This window comes from Curtobacterium sp. VKM Ac-1395, assembly GCF_015350975.1.
GTDB lineage: Bacteria > Actinomycetota > Actinomycetes > Actinomycetales > Microbacteriaceae > Curtobacterium.
The window spans coordinates 876,747-892,309 of record NZ_JADKRX010000001.1 but is presented as its reverse complement, the minus strand read 5'-3'; the positions used below and the strand labels follow the sequence as shown (position 1 = coordinate 892,309).

General features: G+C 71.2%; 16 protein-coding genes. 7 read left to right on the top strand and 9 right to left on the bottom strand.

Translation table 11 applies throughout. The annotated features are described in order from the left end of the window. The first annotated feature begins 61 nt into the window (after positions 1–61). Positions 62–931: a VOC family protein gene (locus ITJ68_RS04455; RefSeq protein WP_194660086.1), complete on the top strand. Its 870-nt coding sequence runs from the start codon at positions 62–64 to the stop codon at positions 929–931. Between the two features lie 175 nt (positions 932–1,106). On the opposite strand, the gene ITJ68_RS04450 is transcribed toward ITJ68_RS04455, so the two are convergent. The 5 genes from ITJ68_RS04450 to ITJ68_RS04430 are packed head-to-tail and all read right to left on the bottom strand — an operon-like array spanning position 1,107 to position 4,778. After that, positions 1,107–2,180, bottom strand: a complete 1,074-nt coding sequence (locus ITJ68_RS04450; protein ID WP_194660085.1) for a hypothetical protein — start codon at positions 2,178–2,180, stop codon at positions 1,107–1,109. A gap of 29 nt (positions 2,181–2,209) precedes the next feature. Next, positions 2,210–2,812, bottom strand: coding sequence for an ABC transporter ATP-binding protein (locus ITJ68_RS04445; protein ID WP_194660084.1), 603 nt, complete (start codon positions 2,810–2,812; stop codon positions 2,210–2,212). Continuing rightward, positions 2,803–3,876 carry a peptidoglycan-binding domain-containing protein gene (locus ITJ68_RS04440; RefSeq protein WP_194660083.1) on the bottom strand — a complete coding sequence of 358 codons (1,074 nt, stop codon included), beginning with the start codon at positions 3,874–3,876 and terminating at the stop codon, positions 2,803–2,805. The genes ITJ68_RS04445 and ITJ68_RS04440 overlap by 10 nt, the downstream gene beginning before the upstream one ends. After that, complete coding sequence (locus ITJ68_RS04435; RefSeq protein ID WP_194660082.1) at positions 3,873–4,499, bottom strand: hypothetical protein; 627 nt, start codon at positions 4,497–4,499, stop codon at positions 3,873–3,875. The genes ITJ68_RS04440 and ITJ68_RS04435 overlap by 4 nt, the downstream gene beginning before the upstream one ends. Further along, a complete protein-coding gene (locus ITJ68_RS04430) occupies positions 4,500–4,778 on the bottom strand; it encodes a hypothetical protein (protein ID WP_194660081.1) in 279 nt (92 codons plus the stop codon). Positions 4,779–4,884: 106 nt separating this feature from the next. On the opposite strand from ITJ68_RS04430, the gene ITJ68_RS04425 reads away from it, so the two are divergent. Continuing rightward, positions 4,885–5,451 carry a GNAT family N-acetyltransferase gene (locus ITJ68_RS04425; RefSeq protein WP_194660080.1) on the top strand — a complete coding sequence of 189 codons (567 nt, stop codon included), beginning with the start codon at positions 4,885–4,887 and terminating at the stop codon, positions 5,449–5,451. A 74-nt stretch (positions 5,452–5,525) separates the two neighbouring features. Here ITJ68_RS04425 and ITJ68_RS04420 read toward each other — a convergent pair whose 3' ends face one another. Beyond that, positions 5,526–7,055, bottom strand: a complete 1,530-nt coding sequence (locus ITJ68_RS04420; RefSeq protein ID WP_194660079.1) for a catalase — start codon at positions 7,053–7,055, stop codon at positions 5,526–5,528. Between the two features lie 79 nt (positions 7,056–7,134). Continuing rightward, positions 7,135–7,584 (bottom strand): Fur family transcriptional regulator, encoded by a 450-nt coding sequence (locus ITJ68_RS04415; RefSeq protein WP_194660078.1) that lies wholly within the window; start codon positions 7,582–7,584, stop codon positions 7,135–7,137. 211 nt (positions 7,585–7,795) lie between these two features. Here ITJ68_RS04415 and ITJ68_RS04410 point away from each other — a divergent pair, with 211 nt between their 5' ends. Continuing rightward, positions 7,796–8,689 carry a cytochrome c oxidase assembly protein gene (locus ITJ68_RS04410; RefSeq protein ID WP_323743219.1) on the top strand — a complete coding sequence of 298 codons (894 nt, stop codon included), beginning with the start codon at positions 7,796–7,798 and terminating at the stop codon, positions 8,687–8,689. Between the two features lie 172 nt (positions 8,690–8,861). Here the strand turns inward: ITJ68_RS04410 and ITJ68_RS04405 are convergent, their stop codons facing one another. Together ITJ68_RS04405 and ITJ68_RS04400 are read right to left on the bottom strand one after the other, a co-directional pair. After that, positions 8,862–10,457, bottom strand: a complete 1,596-nt coding sequence (locus ITJ68_RS04405; protein WP_194660076.1) for a DHA2 family efflux MFS transporter permease subunit — start codon at positions 10,455–10,457, stop codon at positions 8,862–8,864. Continuing rightward, positions 10,454–11,074: a PadR family transcriptional regulator gene (locus ITJ68_RS04400; protein ID WP_194660075.1), complete on the bottom strand. Its 621-nt coding sequence runs from the start codon at positions 11,072–11,074 to the stop codon at positions 10,454–10,456. The genes ITJ68_RS04405 and ITJ68_RS04400 overlap by 4 nt, the downstream gene beginning before the upstream one ends. A 146-nt stretch (positions 11,075–11,220) precedes the next feature. Here ITJ68_RS04400 and purS point away from each other — a divergent pair, with 146 nt between their 5' ends. From purS to ITJ68_RS04380, 4 genes are read left to right on the top strand one after another with little or no spacing between them, the layout of a single operon-like run. Further along, a complete protein-coding gene (gene purS, locus ITJ68_RS04395) occupies positions 11,221–11,490 on the top strand; it encodes a phosphoribosylformylglycinamidine synthase subunit PurS (protein ID WP_194660074.1) in 270 nt (89 codons plus the stop codon). 5 nt (positions 11,491–11,495) lie between these two features. After that, positions 11,496–12,191, top strand: a complete 696-nt coding sequence (purQ, locus tag ITJ68_RS04390; RefSeq protein ID WP_194660198.1) for a phosphoribosylformylglycinamidine synthase subunit PurQ — start codon at positions 11,496–11,498, stop codon at positions 12,189–12,191. A 35-nt stretch (positions 12,192–12,226) separates the two neighbouring features. After that, the gene (gene purL / locus ITJ68_RS04385; RefSeq protein WP_268096343.1) at positions 12,227–14,608 is read left to right on the top strand and encodes a phosphoribosylformylglycinamidine synthase subunit PurL; all 2,382 of its coding nucleotides are present in this window, start codon (positions 12,227–12,229) and stop codon (positions 14,606–14,608) included. A gap of 13 nt (positions 14,609–14,621) precedes the next feature. After that, a complete protein-coding gene (locus ITJ68_RS04380) occupies positions 14,622–15,542 on the top strand; it encodes a 2-hydroxyacid dehydrogenase (protein ID WP_194660073.1) in 921 nt (306 codons plus the stop codon). Positions 15,543–15,563: the final 21 nt, after the last annotated feature.

Below are 15,563 nucleotides of genomic sequence, written 5' to 3'. Positions count from 1 at the left end.
GTCCGGTTGGTCGCGGGACGATTTAGTTGACGCGTCAACCAAATCGGCGGAGACTGGAGCCATGCAGACCCAGGACCTCCTCGCCGCCGACACCGGCATGGGCGCCGTCACCCTCCGCGTGGCCGACCTCGACCGGATGATCGCCTACTACCGCGACGGCGTCCTGCTCACGCTGCTGTCCAACGCGGGCGGAGTCGCCGTGCTCGGACGCGGCACGACGCCGGTCGTGGTGCTCGAGCACGCGCCGGTCCTCGCGCATGCCGGAGCGCACGAGGCCGGCCTCTTCCACACCGCGGTCCTGTTCGACACCCGCGCCGACCTGGCCGCCGCGCTGTACTCCGTCGCGACGAAGTACCCGCAGACCTTCACCGGCAGCGCGGACCACCTCGTCAGCAACGCCTTCTACTTCACCGACCCCGAGGGCAACGGCGTCGAGCTGTACTGGGACCGCGACCGGACCGAGTGGTCGTGGACGCACGGCATGGTCGACATGGACACGAAGTACGTCGACCCGAACGCGTTCCTGCAGGAGCACCTGACGTCGACCGGGCTATCCGACGCCGGGGCGCGTCCAGCCCGGGTGGGGCACGTGCACCTGTCCGTCGGGGACGTCGCCAGCGCCCGCGCGTTCTACGTCGACCAGCTCGGCTTCGCGACGACCGCGGGCTGGGGCGAGGCCCTGTTCGTCAGCGCCGGCGGGTACCACCACCACATGGCGATGAACACGTGGAACTCCCGCGGTGCCGGACGTCGGCAGCTCGCGCTCGGGCTGGGGCTCGTGCGCATCGAGGTGCCGGGCGTCGACGACCTCGGCGCACTGACCGCCCGGATGCGGGACCACGGCGTGCAGACGGCCGACGACGGCCGCACCGTCGCGTTCGAGGACCCGTGGGCGAACCGCATCGAGGTCACGGCGCCCGGGCGCGGGTGAGGAGGCGGCGGCGCTGCCCGCACCGTGCGCGGCTCGCTGCTCGCTGCTCGCTGCCCGCACCGTGCGCGGCCGCTCGGCTGGTGCGAGGTCCGCAACCTGGTGCGACGCTGATGCGGCGCACGGAGTGGTCGACCTCGCACGGGAGGCTCGGCCCGTGCCCGGCACGACGCTCACCTCACCGGGTCCGGAAGTAGCGATGCAGCGACCGTTCCCGCACGAGGGCCACGCCGGCGACCCCGCCCGCCACGGCTCCCAGGAGCCCCAGCGCGCACAGGACGACCGCGCGGACCACGATGGGCCCCGCATCGGCGACCGGGAGCCCGCGCACCAGGACGACTGACGCGGCCACGGCCAGTGCGGCACCGACGAACGACCACGCACCGTGCTGGATCGCGACGCCCAACGCCTGTGCGCCGACGGTCACCCCGACGTGCCGGTCGGACGCGATCGAGAGTCGTCGCCGGACCACCGCGCCCAGGCCCACCGCCACACCGATGCCGAGCACCACGGTCTCGACGACCCCGCTCGGCGGTGTCGCTGCCGGGGTGAAGGTCGTCCCGGACCGCGGGTTGAGCTGACCCGAAGTCGACCGGGCGTCGTCCTCGGCGCCGGTCGACGGCAGCAGTGTCCGACGGAGGCCGGTGAGCGCGGTGTCGTCCGCGGGCCAGATCGTCGCCCAGCAGGCATCGAACGGGGTGCCGTCGTCGATCGCGGGCGCGAGGACCGCGTACCCCAGGTCGGGGTCACGGCCGTCGTCCGGCCAGGCGTAGACACCCGCGACCGGGACCGCGCCCTGGGCGGGCTCGATGCGCCCGCCGGGCTCGACACCGAGCGTGTCCGCGACCTCAGCCGAGGCCACGACGCCAGCGCCACCGACGACGCCGTCGACGCCGACCACGGCCGGGAACCCACCGGAGACCTCGTAGGTCGGGACGGACGTGCCCGGCAGCGCAGCGACGACCAGTCCGTCCTCGACTCGGCGCACCGCCCCGGACGCGAGGACGTCCGCGTCGTCCGCGAGCGCTGCGCACGCGGCGCCGTCGATGCGCCCCTCGGCGGTGAAGACCTGCGTCGCCGCACCGGACGTGATGAAGCGGGCGGCGGCGCGGACGTCCTCCGTGGCCGCCGCCGTGCGCAGTCCGACCACCCCGGCGAGGAGCACCGCGAGGACGACCGCGCACGTCACCGCACCTCCGGCTCCCGTCGCGAGGTCCCGCCATGCTTCGCGGAGCACCTCCGCCGTGCGCAAGCGTCCGCGACCTGGACCCCGCCGACCGGTCACCGGAACCGCCCCAGGTCGAGCACGTCCCCGCACGCATCGCGGGTGGCGTCGTCGTGGGTCGCGACGACGACCGTGGTCCCCGTCGCTCCGAGTTCACCGATGGCGTCGTTCACCTCCGCAGCAGTCGCACGGTCGAGCTGTGCCGTCGGTTCGTCGACCAGCATCAGCGTCGGCGCGGACGCCACACCTCGAGCGAGCATGAGTCGCTGCGCCTCGCCACCGGAGAGCTCCCGGAACCGTGCCGATGCCCGTCGCGCGAGACCGAAGCGCTCGAGGATCTCCATGGCTCGGTCATCCGCCGCACGACGGGTCAGCCCCCGCGCGAGCAACGGCAGCGACACGTGGTCCAGAGCCGACCGACGCGCGACGCCGTGCGGGTTCTGGAAGACCCACAGCACCTCGGCACCGGTCGGCAGCTCCACCGCCCCGGCCGTCGGCACCAGCATCCGGGCGAGGACCGCGAGCAGCGTCGACTTGCCCGACCCGCTCGGCCCCACCAGTGCCGTCACCGACCCGTCTTCGAAGGCCCAGTCGACGCCGCGGAACAGCTCCGTGCCGCCGGGCCAGCGGTGACCGACCGCGTGGAGGTTCACCGACACGATCGCCCTCGGTCCGGCGTCGCGCGGACCCGGTCGAGTGCAGTGCCCGGGTCGAGCGCGGTGCCCGAGTCGAGGCGCACGAACGACTGCCCGAGCTCCGACCCGACGACCTCGACGAGGAGCGGCTGTCCCTCGGCCGGTTGGACGCAGGCGTGGTCCTCGTGCACGTCCCACAGCGCCGTCGGTGGGACGACCCGGACCTCGAGTGGATCCCGCAACGACCACGACGCAGACAGGCTCGGCACGCCGTCGGCCGACGCCACCGTCGCGGCGTACTCCGGCAGTGCGCCGATCGCCGCGAGGGACGACGGGTCGACGACGACCCCGCGCTCGTCGACATCGGCATGCACCTGTCCGAGGACGACTCGGCGAGCGCCTGCCACGGCGTCGCTCGGGAGCTGCTCGACCCGCGCGCCTCGGAGTTCGGCGGGCAGTTCCACCAGCACGCCGTCAGCACCGACCGGAGCCCCGACGACCGCAGCGCACGTCCGGACGGTGGTCTCAGCCGACGGGATCCACGCGAACGCCGACCGCTCGATCGTGTCGTCCGTCAGGTCGTCGCGCGTGGAGCCGTGCATCAGGAGGAAGCGCTGGGCGGCCCGGAGCGTTGCCTGTCCGACGATCCCGTCGACCGTGACCGGGACCCCGAGTCGAGCGAGCTCCTGCTGGAGCCCGCGGACGTCGTCCCCGCGGTCGCCCACGGCGAGGTCGCGGTACAGCGGTGTCCCCGTCGCCATCGCGATCACCGGGACGTCGTCGATCCGAGCGATCTCGAGCCCGCTCCGCAGGACTCCGCCGGTCGTGCACGACGACGCCGTGACCGTCCCCGCGCGTGTCGTGACGACCGCCCGGGGCGCACCGGTGTCGAGCGCCAGCTGCACCTGCCGCTCGTCGGCGTCCGAGCGTTCCGTCACCGCGACGGTGTCGGCGGGTGTCGCGGTCGCGAGGGCCGCCGGTGGTCCGACCGGGAGCGCGACGACGACGCCGACAGCTGTCGCAGCCGCGACGATCACGCTGCCGAGAGCGATGAGCGGCCCGGACACGGCCCCCTCTCCCCGGCTCATCCGTCCCGCCAGAGTCCGAGCGGATCGAGGTCGCACTGCTGCGCGCGGGGGTCGGAGTCGTTGAACGAGAAGACCCCGCTGTCGTACTCGGACTGCCACTTCCGTTCTGTGTAGGCCTTGCCGACGATCCCAGCTCGGCGGAGACAGGCGACGGTGATCTTCGCCTCGTCCTGCTTCTCCGGGTTGCGCCGTGTCTCCTGGAAGAGCATGGTCACGTACTCGTCGTACCGCTTCTCGCATGCTTCGAGCACCGCGTTCGTCCGGGTCATGTCGTTGCTCGGCGATCCGCCGCGCAGACTCCCGATCTCGAAACCGCCATCGGCGCTGTACATGATCGTGTAGCCGGAGTCCTCAAGACACCGACCGATCCGGTCGTGTGCATCCTCGACCTCGGCAATCGTCACCTGCCCATCGGAGAGGATGCCCGCCTCGTAGTCAGAGACACCGTGGGCGAGCGCGTCCCGGAAGTCCTCGGCCCAAGGCCCCGCACGCTCCAACGAGGCGTGGTCGGTGCCCCCGATCGCACCCGGAGCCTCGTCAGCGGAGCAACCCGTCAGCAACAACGAGACCACGACCGCGCCCGGGACGACCGCCGCGGCGCGGCCGTGCTCTCGAAACCGCATCTACCTGGCCGTCATCCCGTAGGAGACGACGTTCGCCCAGCAGGCATTCTGCTGCGACCACTTCCCCTTGCCGACCCAGGCGCCGTACTTGGCGTTGGAGTTCTTGATGGCGTCCCAGTGGCGCGCGGACGAGCAGGTGTTGTTCTTCCCCTTCCAGATGCTGACCGACCCGTAGCACGCCGCCGCCTTCGCCTCCGGCGCCCGCACGACGTCCAACGCGATGCCGCCGCTGACGACCGTGCCGATGATGGCTGCTCCGAGCACGAACTTCGTGATCATGGTTCTTCCTCCCCGTGTCCCGCGAACCCCTCGTGGTGACCTGTAACGTATTACCGGTCAGCATGACAGTGCAACCCCTCGCAGCAGCACCGTGCAGGATGGACCGATGAGCGACGACATCCGGTGGGAGGTGGTCGAGGAGAGCACGCTGTCACTCCCCGACCACGAGGCGATCGCGGCGATGCTGGGGCAGGCGTTCCCGGACTGGTCGCACTGGTACGTGGGCGGCCGCAGCTGGTCCGGGATGCAGCCCGAGCGTCGCGTGCTCGCGCACGACGAGGACGGTGTGGTCCTGGCGCACGTGGGCATCCGGCGGATGTTCGTCACGGTGGGCGGCGAGGACGTCCTGGTCGGCGACACGGGCCTCGTGGCGGTCGCCCCACGACTACAGGGAACGGGTGTCGGTCGCGAGCTCATGACGCGCACGCACGCCGTGCTCGACGGGCTGCGCGTGCCGTTCGGCTTCCTCGGCGCGGGTGAGGACCGCATCCCGTTCTACAGCCACCTCGGCTGGCACGAGTTCCCCGAGGCCGTCGGCACGTTCAACGCCTTCACCGCCGAGGGCGCCGGCATCACCAACACCGAGCAGGGCGGCTGGATGGTGCGCCCGGTGACGGCAGCACTCGGGGACTGGCCGACCGGCCCCATCTGGCTCAACGGACAACAGGTCTGATCCAGCCAGACGACAGACGGGAGGCACGGTGCCAGCTGGCACCGTGCCTCCCGTCTGTGTGGAACGGCTGGGGCTTACGCCTGGACCGCGACCTTCTCCGGGTCCTCGTTCGATCCCGGCGCGCTCGGCGCGACCGCGGCGCGCACGCGCGCACCCAGGTCGGGGTCGACGTTGGTCCAGAACGCGAACACGCGCTCGCGCAGGTCGTCGCGCGTCACCTTCGAGACGTGCCCGGCGATGTTGCCGACCAGGCGCTCGCGGGCGGCGTCGTCGAGGACCTCACGGTAGAGCGTGCCGGCCTGGCCGAAGTCGTCGTCCTCGGGGTGGAGCGTCGCGGCGGAGCGCTGCAGCGCGCCGTCGGACTCCCACCCGGGGGCGTCGTCGGTGGCGTTCGGGTCGGCGTGCGCGCCACCGAGGGAGTTCGGCGCGTAGACGGGGACCTCGGACTTCTGGAAGTCGAAGCGCATGGCGCCGTCCTTCGAGTACGAGTGCACCTCGTTCTTCGGGGCGTTCACCGGCAGCTGCGCGTGGTTCGTGCCGACGCGGTAGCGGTGGGCGTCCGCGTAGCTGAAGATGCGCGCGAGGAGCATCTTGTCGGGGCTGGCCGCGATGCCGGGCACGAAGTTCGAGGGGGCGAAGGTCGCCTGCTCGATCTGCGCGAAGTAGTTCTCCGGGTTGCGGTTGAGCTCCATCGTGCCGACCTCGATGAGGGGGTAGTCCGCGTGCGGCCACACCTTCGTCAGGTCGAACGGGTTGAAGCGGTAGCTGGCAGCGTCCTCGTACGGCATGACCTGCACCGCGAGGGTCCAGCGCGGGTTGTCGCCACGCTCGATCGCCTCGTGGAGGTCGCGGATGTGGAAGTCGGCGTCCTCACCGGCGATGCGGTCGGCGTCCTCCTGCGTCAGCGTCGCGTGGCCCTGCTCGGTGCTGAAGTGGTACTTCACCCAGAAGCGCTCGCCGTCGGCGTTGATCCACTGGTACGTGTGCGACCCGAAGCCGTCCATGTGGCGCCAGCTCGACGGCAGGCCGCGGTCGCCCATCAGCCACGTGACCTGGTGCGCCGACTCGGGCGACAGGGTCCAGAAGTCCCACTGCATGTCGTGGTCGCGGAGGTGCGAACCCGGCAGGCGCTTCTGCGAGCGGATGAAGTCGGGGAACTTGATGCCGTCGCGGATGAAGAACACCGGGGTGTTGTTGCCGACGAGGTCGTAGTTGCCCTCGGTCGTGTAGAACTTCAGCGCGAAGCCGCGGGGGTCGCGCCAGGTGTCCGGGGAGCCCTGCTCGCCGGCGACGCTGGAGAAGCGCGCGAGCATCTCGGTCTGCTGACCCGGCTGCAGGAACGCGGCGCGGGTGAAGCGGCTGACGTCCTGCGTGACGGTGAACGTGCCGAACGCGCCGCCGCCCTTCGCGTGGACGACGCGCTCCGGGACGCGCTCGCGGTTGAACTGCGCGAGCTTCTCGACGAGGTAGTGGTCGTGCAGGGCGATGGGCCCGTCAGCGCCGACACCCATCGAGTGCTCGTCGCTCGAGACGGGGGCGCCGCTGTTGGTCGTCGTGGTGGGAGTGGTGGACGGGGTGCCGGTCGGCGTGTTCTGGTCGGACACGGTTCCTCCTGGGGTGGGGCTGGTTCGGACGGGGATGCTCGGGTGGCTCATGGGGTCGGCCGTGGCGGCCGACGGTGGGTCAGGCGGGGACCGGCTCGACGTCAGCGTCGACGCGTTCCGCTGCAGCGCACGCGTCGCAGATGCCCCAGTAGGTGACCTCGGCTGTGGTGACCGCGAAGCCGTGGGTGTCGGACGGCGTCAGGCAGGGCGCATGGCCCACCGCGCAGTCGACGTCCGCGATCGCGCCGCACATCGTGCACACGATGTGGTGGTGGTTGTCGCCGGTGCGCCGTTCGTACCGCGCGGGGCTGCCGGCTGGCTCGATGCGTCGGACCAGTCCGGCGCCGGTCAGTGCCGCGAGGACGCCGTAGACCGCCTGGTGGCTCGTGGTCGGCAGTTCGGCGGCGAGCGCCGTGACCAGGTCGTCAGCCGTCGCGTGCGGCATGGTCTCGGTCGCCCGGAGGACGGCGAGACGCGGGGTCGTGACGCGGAGTCCGGCGGTGCGGAGCAGATCTGCGTCGTCATCCATGAGGACCCCTTCTTTTGCGCTGGTCAAGACAACGACCACTGTAGCGCCATCCGGTGACGTTCGGCTGACCGATCGAGCAGGTGTGTCGGCGGCGGGCGCAGGCGGCGACGTGGAACGCCGGTGTCGCACGGACGCCCTGCGCCTGAGCCGCTTCTCACCGGATTCGACCGACCACCGCGGCTCCGCGGTCGCAGGATGATCCTGCAGCGCGATCCGCAGGAGGCACCCCACGCCGTCACCGTCCGAGTTCTGGAGCATCTGGCACGTCGACCCGCTGGCGGTCGCACTCCTCGTCCTCGCGGCGGGGACCTACGGCTGGCTCGTGGTCGGCGCGCACCGCTCCGGGAGCCCCTGGCCCTGGTGGCGGTCGCTGTCGTTCGCCGGGGCGCTGGCCCTGTTCGCGGTGCTGCAGTTCGGCATCGTCGGCGTGTACGACCAGACGCTGCGGTGGGCGTTCGTCCTGCGCCTGGCACTGCTCTTCTTCGCGGTCCCCACGTTCGCCGCGTTCGCCGCGCCCGTCACGTTGCTCCGGACGGGAGGCCCGGCTCGTCTCGCCCGCGCCACCTCCGCGGTCATGGAGTCACGCCCGGTGCGCGTGCTCGGGACGGCGATCGTGTCCCCGCTCGTCGCCCTCGCGCTGTTCTGCCTGCTGCTGACACCGCTGTCGGCCCTGATCCGCACGTCCTCGGTCGGCGCGGTCGCGATCACGGTCCTCGTACCGATGCTCGGGTTCGCTCTGCTCGCGCCCCTGTCCGAGCCCGGTGTGCTGCGCTCGTCGACGTTCGTGACCGCCGAGTTCCTGCTCGCCTTCGTGGAGCTGATGCTCGACGCGATCCCGGGCATCGTGCTGCGGATCACGAACCACGTGCTCGACGGGGCGACCGTGATGGCGTCGGGGCCGGCGTGGTTCCCGTCGCCGCTGCGGGACCAGCACCTGGCCGGGGACCTGCTCTGGTTCATCGCCGAGGTCGCGGACGTCCCCGTGCTCATCTCCCTGTTCGTGCGGTGGCAGCGGACCGACCGCCGCGAGGCCCGCGACGTCGACGCCCTCACCGACGAGGAGATGGACGCGCTGACCCGGGCGCACCTGTCGCGGCGGGACTGAGGCGGCGCCTCCGGCCCGCGTCCCAGACCGCTCTCGCCGGCGACGTCGCTGTCGTAGGACGTCGAGGTCGTCGCGCGTGCGTCGGGACTCGGGGGCGCGGGACTGTCCGGCGGACGTGGAGAGCCCCCGGCCACTGGTCGTGGTCGGGGGCTCTCCGGGCGTGCGGGGACGGCTAGGCGCTGGCGTGCTTGCCGTGGTGGTCGGTCGCCGCGAGCTCCTGTTCGGGCGCAGTCGAGGCGGCGGGGGCCTCGGCGTCGGGCTGGGTCGTGACCGCACCCGTCTGGGCCCAGGCCACGGTCTGCTTCGGCTTCGCGAGGAACAGCGCGGCGACGATGGCCGCGACGAGCACGACCGCCGGCAGGATGAGGGACTGCCCCATCGCCTTCGAGAACGGGTCGAGCAGGAAGCCCGGCAGCGAACCGATCTGCTGCTCGGCACCGCCCGCGGACGAGCCACCCGCACCCGACGGGAAGTTGGCCGTGATGCGGGCCTCGATCAGTGCGGCGATGCCGGCCGAACCGAGGACGGCACCGATCTGCCGCGTGGTGTTGTAGACGCCCGACCCGGCACCGGCCAGGCGCGGGGACAGGTTGCGGGTCGCCGAGACCGACAGCGGACCCCACATGCAGGCGTTCGCGAGGCCCAGGAGCGCGCTCGGCAGGAGCACCCATCCCCAGTCGGCGTTGGCGCTCAGCAGGGCGGCGAACCAGAACAGGCCGCCCGAGAAGCAGGCGAGGCCGAACGCGGCGACCCAGCGCGGGTTCCACACGGTGAGCTTCTTGCCGACGAACGGTGCGAGCCCGGCCGAGATCACGGCCTGCGGCACGAGCAGCAGCGCCGCCTGGGTCGGCGAGAACCGGAGGACGTCCTGCGCCCACAGCATGATCGGCAGTGCGAACGACGAGATGGCGACGCCGACGGCCGTGATCGCGATGTTCGCGAGGGTGAAGTTGCGGTCCTTGAACAGGCCGAGCGGCAGCAGCGGCTCGCCCTTCTGCACGCCCTGCCACACCACGAAGGCGATGAGCACGACGATGCCGCCGATGATCAGCGACCAGACCGAGATCGGGCCGGTGATGGTGCCCCAGTCGTAGGTCTCGCCCTCCTGGATGCCGAAGACGAGCAGGAAGAGGCCGACCGCCGAGAGCACGATGCCGAGGTAGTCGAAGCGGTGTCGGTGACGGTCGAACGTCGGGACGAAGCGCTGCGCGAGCACGAAGGCGACCACGCCGACGGGGACGTTGACGAAGAAGATCCACTCCCAGCCGAAGCCGTCGACGAGCAGGCCGCCGAGGATCGGGCCGACGAGCGAGGCGACACCGGCGACCGCGCCCCAGAGACCCATGGCGGCGCCACGGTTCTGCGGCGGGAAGATGCGCGTGATGACGGCCATCGTCTGCGGGGTCATCATCGCGGCGCCGAGGCCCTGGACCACGCGGGCGATGATGAGGACCTCGATCGAACCGGCCAGGCCGCACCAGAGGCTGGCCAGGGTGAAGACGACGAGGCCGACCTGGTAGAGCACCTTCGGGCCGAAGCGGTCACCGAGACGCCCGGTGATGAGCAGGGGCACCGCGTACGCGAGCAGGTAGGCGCTGGTCACCCAGATCACGGCGTTGATGTCCGCGTCGAGGGCCTTGGCGATGGTCGGGGTGGCGACGGACACGATGGTCGAGTCGACGAGGATCATGAAGAAGCCGACGACCAGGGCCCAGAGGGCTGGCCACGGCTTCTTCTCGGTCGTCCGCGGAGGCGTGACGGTGGTCATCGAGTGGGTTCCTTGCTGTTCGTGGAGGTGTGGGGAGGGACGGCCGGGCCGGTGCCGGGTTCCGTCCAGGGGACGTCGCCGCTCTCGATGCGGGCGACCGTGGCGCGGAGCCACTCGATCTGAGCGGTGAGCATCGCATGGACGTACGACACGTCCAGCCACCAGCGCTCGGGCAACGCCTTGGCCGAGACGACGGCACGGATCTCGTCGAGTTCGGTCCGCTGGGCCCCGAGGGCGGCGATCCGGTCGACGAGGGAGGAGACGGCCTCGTCCTGCGGGAGGTTCTCGATCTCCGCGAGCGCCAGGTGGAAGACCGGGTACTCGTCGGCCGGGGCGGAGATGAGCTCGAGCAGCCCGTCGTGCAGGGCTTCCCGGCCGGCGTCCGTGATCGCGTAGGTCGTGCGCTCGGGACGGTTCCCCGCCCGGTCGGTGCCGACGACGGCCGCGTGCCCGTGCTCCACCAGGCGGCCGACCTGGTGGTAGAGCGTGCCGGGCCGCACCTTCACGTTCCGTGCGTCGCGGCGGTGGGTCATGGTCTGGAACATCTCGTACGGGTGCGACGGCCCCTCGTTGAGGAGTCCGAGCGCGGCGTACGCGAGCGGCGTGAGCGTCGCCATCCGAGCCTCCTGTCCGTCATCGATCCCAAATGTTCGACTTGGAATATACGTGATCGAACAGTTCTCCACAACCGCACCCGCCGCGACGCGTGCGCCACCTAGACTGAAGCGGTCCCCACCCGATTCCCCCGTGCTGGAGTGAACACGTGCCAACGATCGTCGTCGAGGTCATGCCGAAGGCCGAGATCCTCGACCCCCAGGGCAAGGCGGTGGGCAACGCCCTCGCCCGCCTCGGCAAGAACGACCTGACCAACGTCCGCATCGGCAAGCGATTCGAGGTGCACGTCGACGGCCCCGTCGACGACGCCAAGCTCGCCGAGGTCCGCGAGATCGCGGTGGACGTCTTCTCCAACGCCGTGATCGAGGACGTCGTCTCGGTCAGCGTCGCCGACACCGAGGACGGCGTCGCCAAGTGACCGCCATGCGCATCGGTGTGATCACGTTCCCCGGTTCGCTCGACGACCGCGACGCCCAGCGCGCTGTCCGTCTCGCTGGTGCCGACCCGGTCGCCCTGTGGCACGGCGACCACGACCTGCAGGGCGTCGACGCGATCGTGCTGCCCGGCGGGTTCTCCTACGGTGACTACCTCCGCGCCGGGGCCATCGCCGCGAAGGCCCCGATCATGGCCGAGGTCATCGACGCAGCGGGCAAGGGCATGCCCGTGCTCGGCATCTGCAACGGCTTCCAGATGCTCGCCGAGGCCCGCCTGGTCCCCGGAGCGCACACGCGGAACGCCCACCAGCAGTTCATCCGCCGCGACCAGAAGCTCCGCGTCGAGAACGCCGGCACCGCCTGGACGAACGGGTTCGACGCCCAGCAGGAGATCACCATCCCGCTGAAGAACGCCGACGGCCGCTTCGTGGCGGACGCCGACGAGATCAAGCGCATCGAGGACAACGGCCAGGTCGTCTTCCGCTACGTCGGCGTGAACCCGAACGGGTCCATCGACGACATCGCTGGCGTCTCCAACGAGCGCGGCAACGTCGTCGGCCTGATGCCGCACCCCGAGCACGCGACCGAGCCCGGCTTCGGCCCGGACACCCCCGCGGCGATGGCCTCCGGTACGGACGGCCTCACCTTCTTCACCTCCGTGATCGAGTCGACGCTCGTCAAGTGACGACGCCGACGCCAGTGACAGGGAACAACACCACCGTGACGACCCACGTGCGCCCGAAGCCCGACACCGTGCAGGACGCCGCCGAGACGCCCGACAAGGAGCAGCCCTACGAGGCGCTCGGGCTCAAGGCGGACGAGTACGCGAAGATCCGCGAGATCCTGGGCCGCCGCCCCACCTCGGGTGAGCTCGCGATGTACTCCGTGATGTGGTCGGAGCACTGCTCGTACAAGTCGAGCAAGAACTACCTCCGGCAGTTCGGCCAGAAGGTCACGCCGGAGATGCAGAAGGACCTGATGGTCGGCATGGGCGAGAACGCCGGTGTCGTCGACGTGGGCAACGGCTGGGCGGTGACCTTCAAGGTCGAGTCGCACAACCACCCGTCCTACATCGAGCCGTACCAGGGCGCTGCCACCGGCGTCGGCGGCATCGTCCGCGACATCATCTCGATGGGCGCCCGCCCGGTCGCCGTGATGGACCAGCTCCGCTTCGGCGCGATCGACCACGAGGACACCGCGCGCGTCGTGCACGGGGTCGTCGGCGGCATCTCGTTCTACGGCAACTGCCTCGGCCTGCCGAACATCGGCGGCGAGACCTACTTCGACCCGGTGTACCAGGGCAACCCGCTCGTGAACGCCCTCGCCGTCGGCGTCCTCCGCCACGAGGACCTCCACCTGGCGAACGCCTCCGGCACCGGCAACAAGATCGTGCTCTTCGGCGCCCGGACCGGTGGCGACGGCATCGGCGGCGCGTCGATCCTGGCGTCCGACACCTTCACCGAGGGCGGCCCGACCAAGCGTCCGGCAGTCCAGGTCGGTGACCCCTTCGCCGAGAAGGTCCTCATCGAGTGCTGCCTCGAGCTGTTCCGAGACGACCTCGTCGAGGGCATCCAGGACCTCGGCGCCGCGGGCATCTCGTGCGCCACGTCCGAGCTCGCCAGCAACGGCGACGGCGGCATGCACATCTCGCTCGACGACGTCCTGCTCCGCGACCCCACGCTCACCGCCGAGGAGATCCTCATGTCGGAGAGCCAGGAGCGGATGATGGCGGTCGTCCGTCCCGACAAGCTCGACGCCTTCCTCGAGGTCGTCGGCAAGTGGGAGGTCGAGACCAGCGTGCTCGGCGAGGTCACCGGCACCGGCCGGCTCGTCATCGACTGGCAGGGCCAGGAGATCGTCAACGTCGACCCGCGCACGGTCGCCGTCGACGGCCCCGTGTACGACCGCCCCGTCGCCTACCCGACCTGGATCGACGCGCTCCAGGCCGACGGCGCCGAGTCGCTCGACCGCCCGGAGACGGGCCCGGCGCTGAAGGCCCAGTTCCTGCAGCTCCTCGGGTCGCCGAACCTGTCGGACAAGCGCTGGATCACCAACCAGTACGACACCTACGTGCTCGGCAACACCGCGCTGTCCTTCCCCGACGACGGCGGCATGATCCGCGTCGACGAGGAGACCGGGCTCGGCATCGCGATCGCGACCGACGCCAACGGCCGCTACTGCCAGCTCGACCCGAAGCAGGGTGCCCGTCTGGCCCTCGCCGAGGCCTACCGGAACGTCGCCGTCACCGGCGCGGTCCCCGCGGCCGTCACCGACTGCCTGAACTTCGGGTCGCCGGAGAACCCCGAGGTGATGTGGCAGTTCTCGCAGGCCGTCGAGGGCCTGGCGGACGGCTGCATGGAACTCGGGATCCCGGTCACCGGCGGCAACGTGTCGTTCTACAACCAGACCGGTTCGACGCCGATCCACCCGACGCCGGTCGTCGGTGTCCTCGGCGTGATCGACGACGTCGCCAAGCGCATCCCATCGGGCTGGCAGGACGACGGCCACAACCTCTACCTGCTCGGCACGACGAGCCTCGAGCTCGATGGCTCCGCGTGGGCGGGCACCGTGCACGGGCACCTCGGCGGGCGTCCGCCGGCGGTCGACCTCGCCCGCGAGAAGGCCCTCGGCGAACTGCTCCGTGCAGCGACCGACGAGCAGCTGCTCACGAGCGCCCACGACCTGGCGGACGGTGGCCTCGGCCAGACGCTCGCCGAGGGCGTCCTGCGCTTCGGCGTCGGCGCACGCGTCGTGCTCGACGAGCTGCAGGAGCGGGACGGGGTCGACCTCGCGACCGCGCTGTTCTCCGAGTCGACCGGCCGCGTCGTCGTGTCCGTCCGCCGTGAGGACGACGTCCGCTTCCAGGGCCTGTGCAACGGCCGGGCCTTCCCGGTCCTGCGCATCGGCGTGACGGACGGCCACTCGCAGGCGCTCGAGGTCCAGGGGGCGTTCACCGCCAGCATCGACGAGCTGCGCACCACGCACGGCTCGACGATGCCGACCCGCTTCGGCGACGTCATCCAGGAGACCGTGACCGAGGGCGTCCTGGGCCGCGGCCCGCTCGCCTCGGACGGCACCTTCTCCCCCCGCACCGACAGCTGAGCGGCGGAACGCGATGTCGATCGTCACCCTGCCCTTCGCCGAGCTCGTCGACCGGTTCGGCCCCGTGCCGGACGGGATCGAGCTCGACGTGTGGGACGTCGAGGCCCCCTACGGGCGCCCGGACGACGTCGCCATCGCGTTCCTGCCGTTCTACTTCGGTGGGCAGCACCGCTGGCAGTACGTGCACGACCTGCCGAACCTCCAGCTGCTGCAGCTGCCGAGCGCCGGCTACGAGCACGCGCTGCCGCACGTCCCGGAGCACGCGGCCCTGGCGAACGGCCGTGGCATCCACGACGACGAGACCGCCGAGCTCGCCCTCGGCCTGACGCTGACGGTGCTCCGCGAGATCGGCGCCTTCCAGTTCGACCGCGCGGCCGGCATCTGGGACGCCCGCGAGACCCGCTCGCTCGCCGACCGTCGCGTGACCGTCGTCGGGTACGGGGCCATCGGCGGCGCGATCGCCACCCGCTTCGAGGCCTTCAAGACCGACGTCCGCGTCGTCGCCCGCACCGCCCGGGAGCAGGACGGCCGCCACGTGCACGCGTTCGGTGAACTCGCCGAGCTCGCCCGGACGACCGACGTCTTGGTGCTCATCGCACCGCTCACCGACGAGACCGAGGGGCTCGTGGACGCCGACCTGCTGGCAGCACTGCCCGACGGAGCGGTCGTGGTGAACGTCGCCCGCGGCAAGGTCGTCGACACGGACGCACTCGTCGCCGAGCTGCAGAGCGGCCGGCTCTCGGCAGGACTCGACGTCACCGACCCGGAGCCGCTGCCCGAGGGGCACCCGCTGTGGACGACGCCGAACACGGTGCTCACGCCGCACGTCGGGGGCAACACGGACCTCAGCGTGCCGCGGTCGATCGAGCTGATGCGCCGGCAGGTCGCCGCGCTGGCCGAGGGTCGGACGTTCGAGAACCTCATCGAACGCTGACCGAACCGGGTCGCAGCGAAC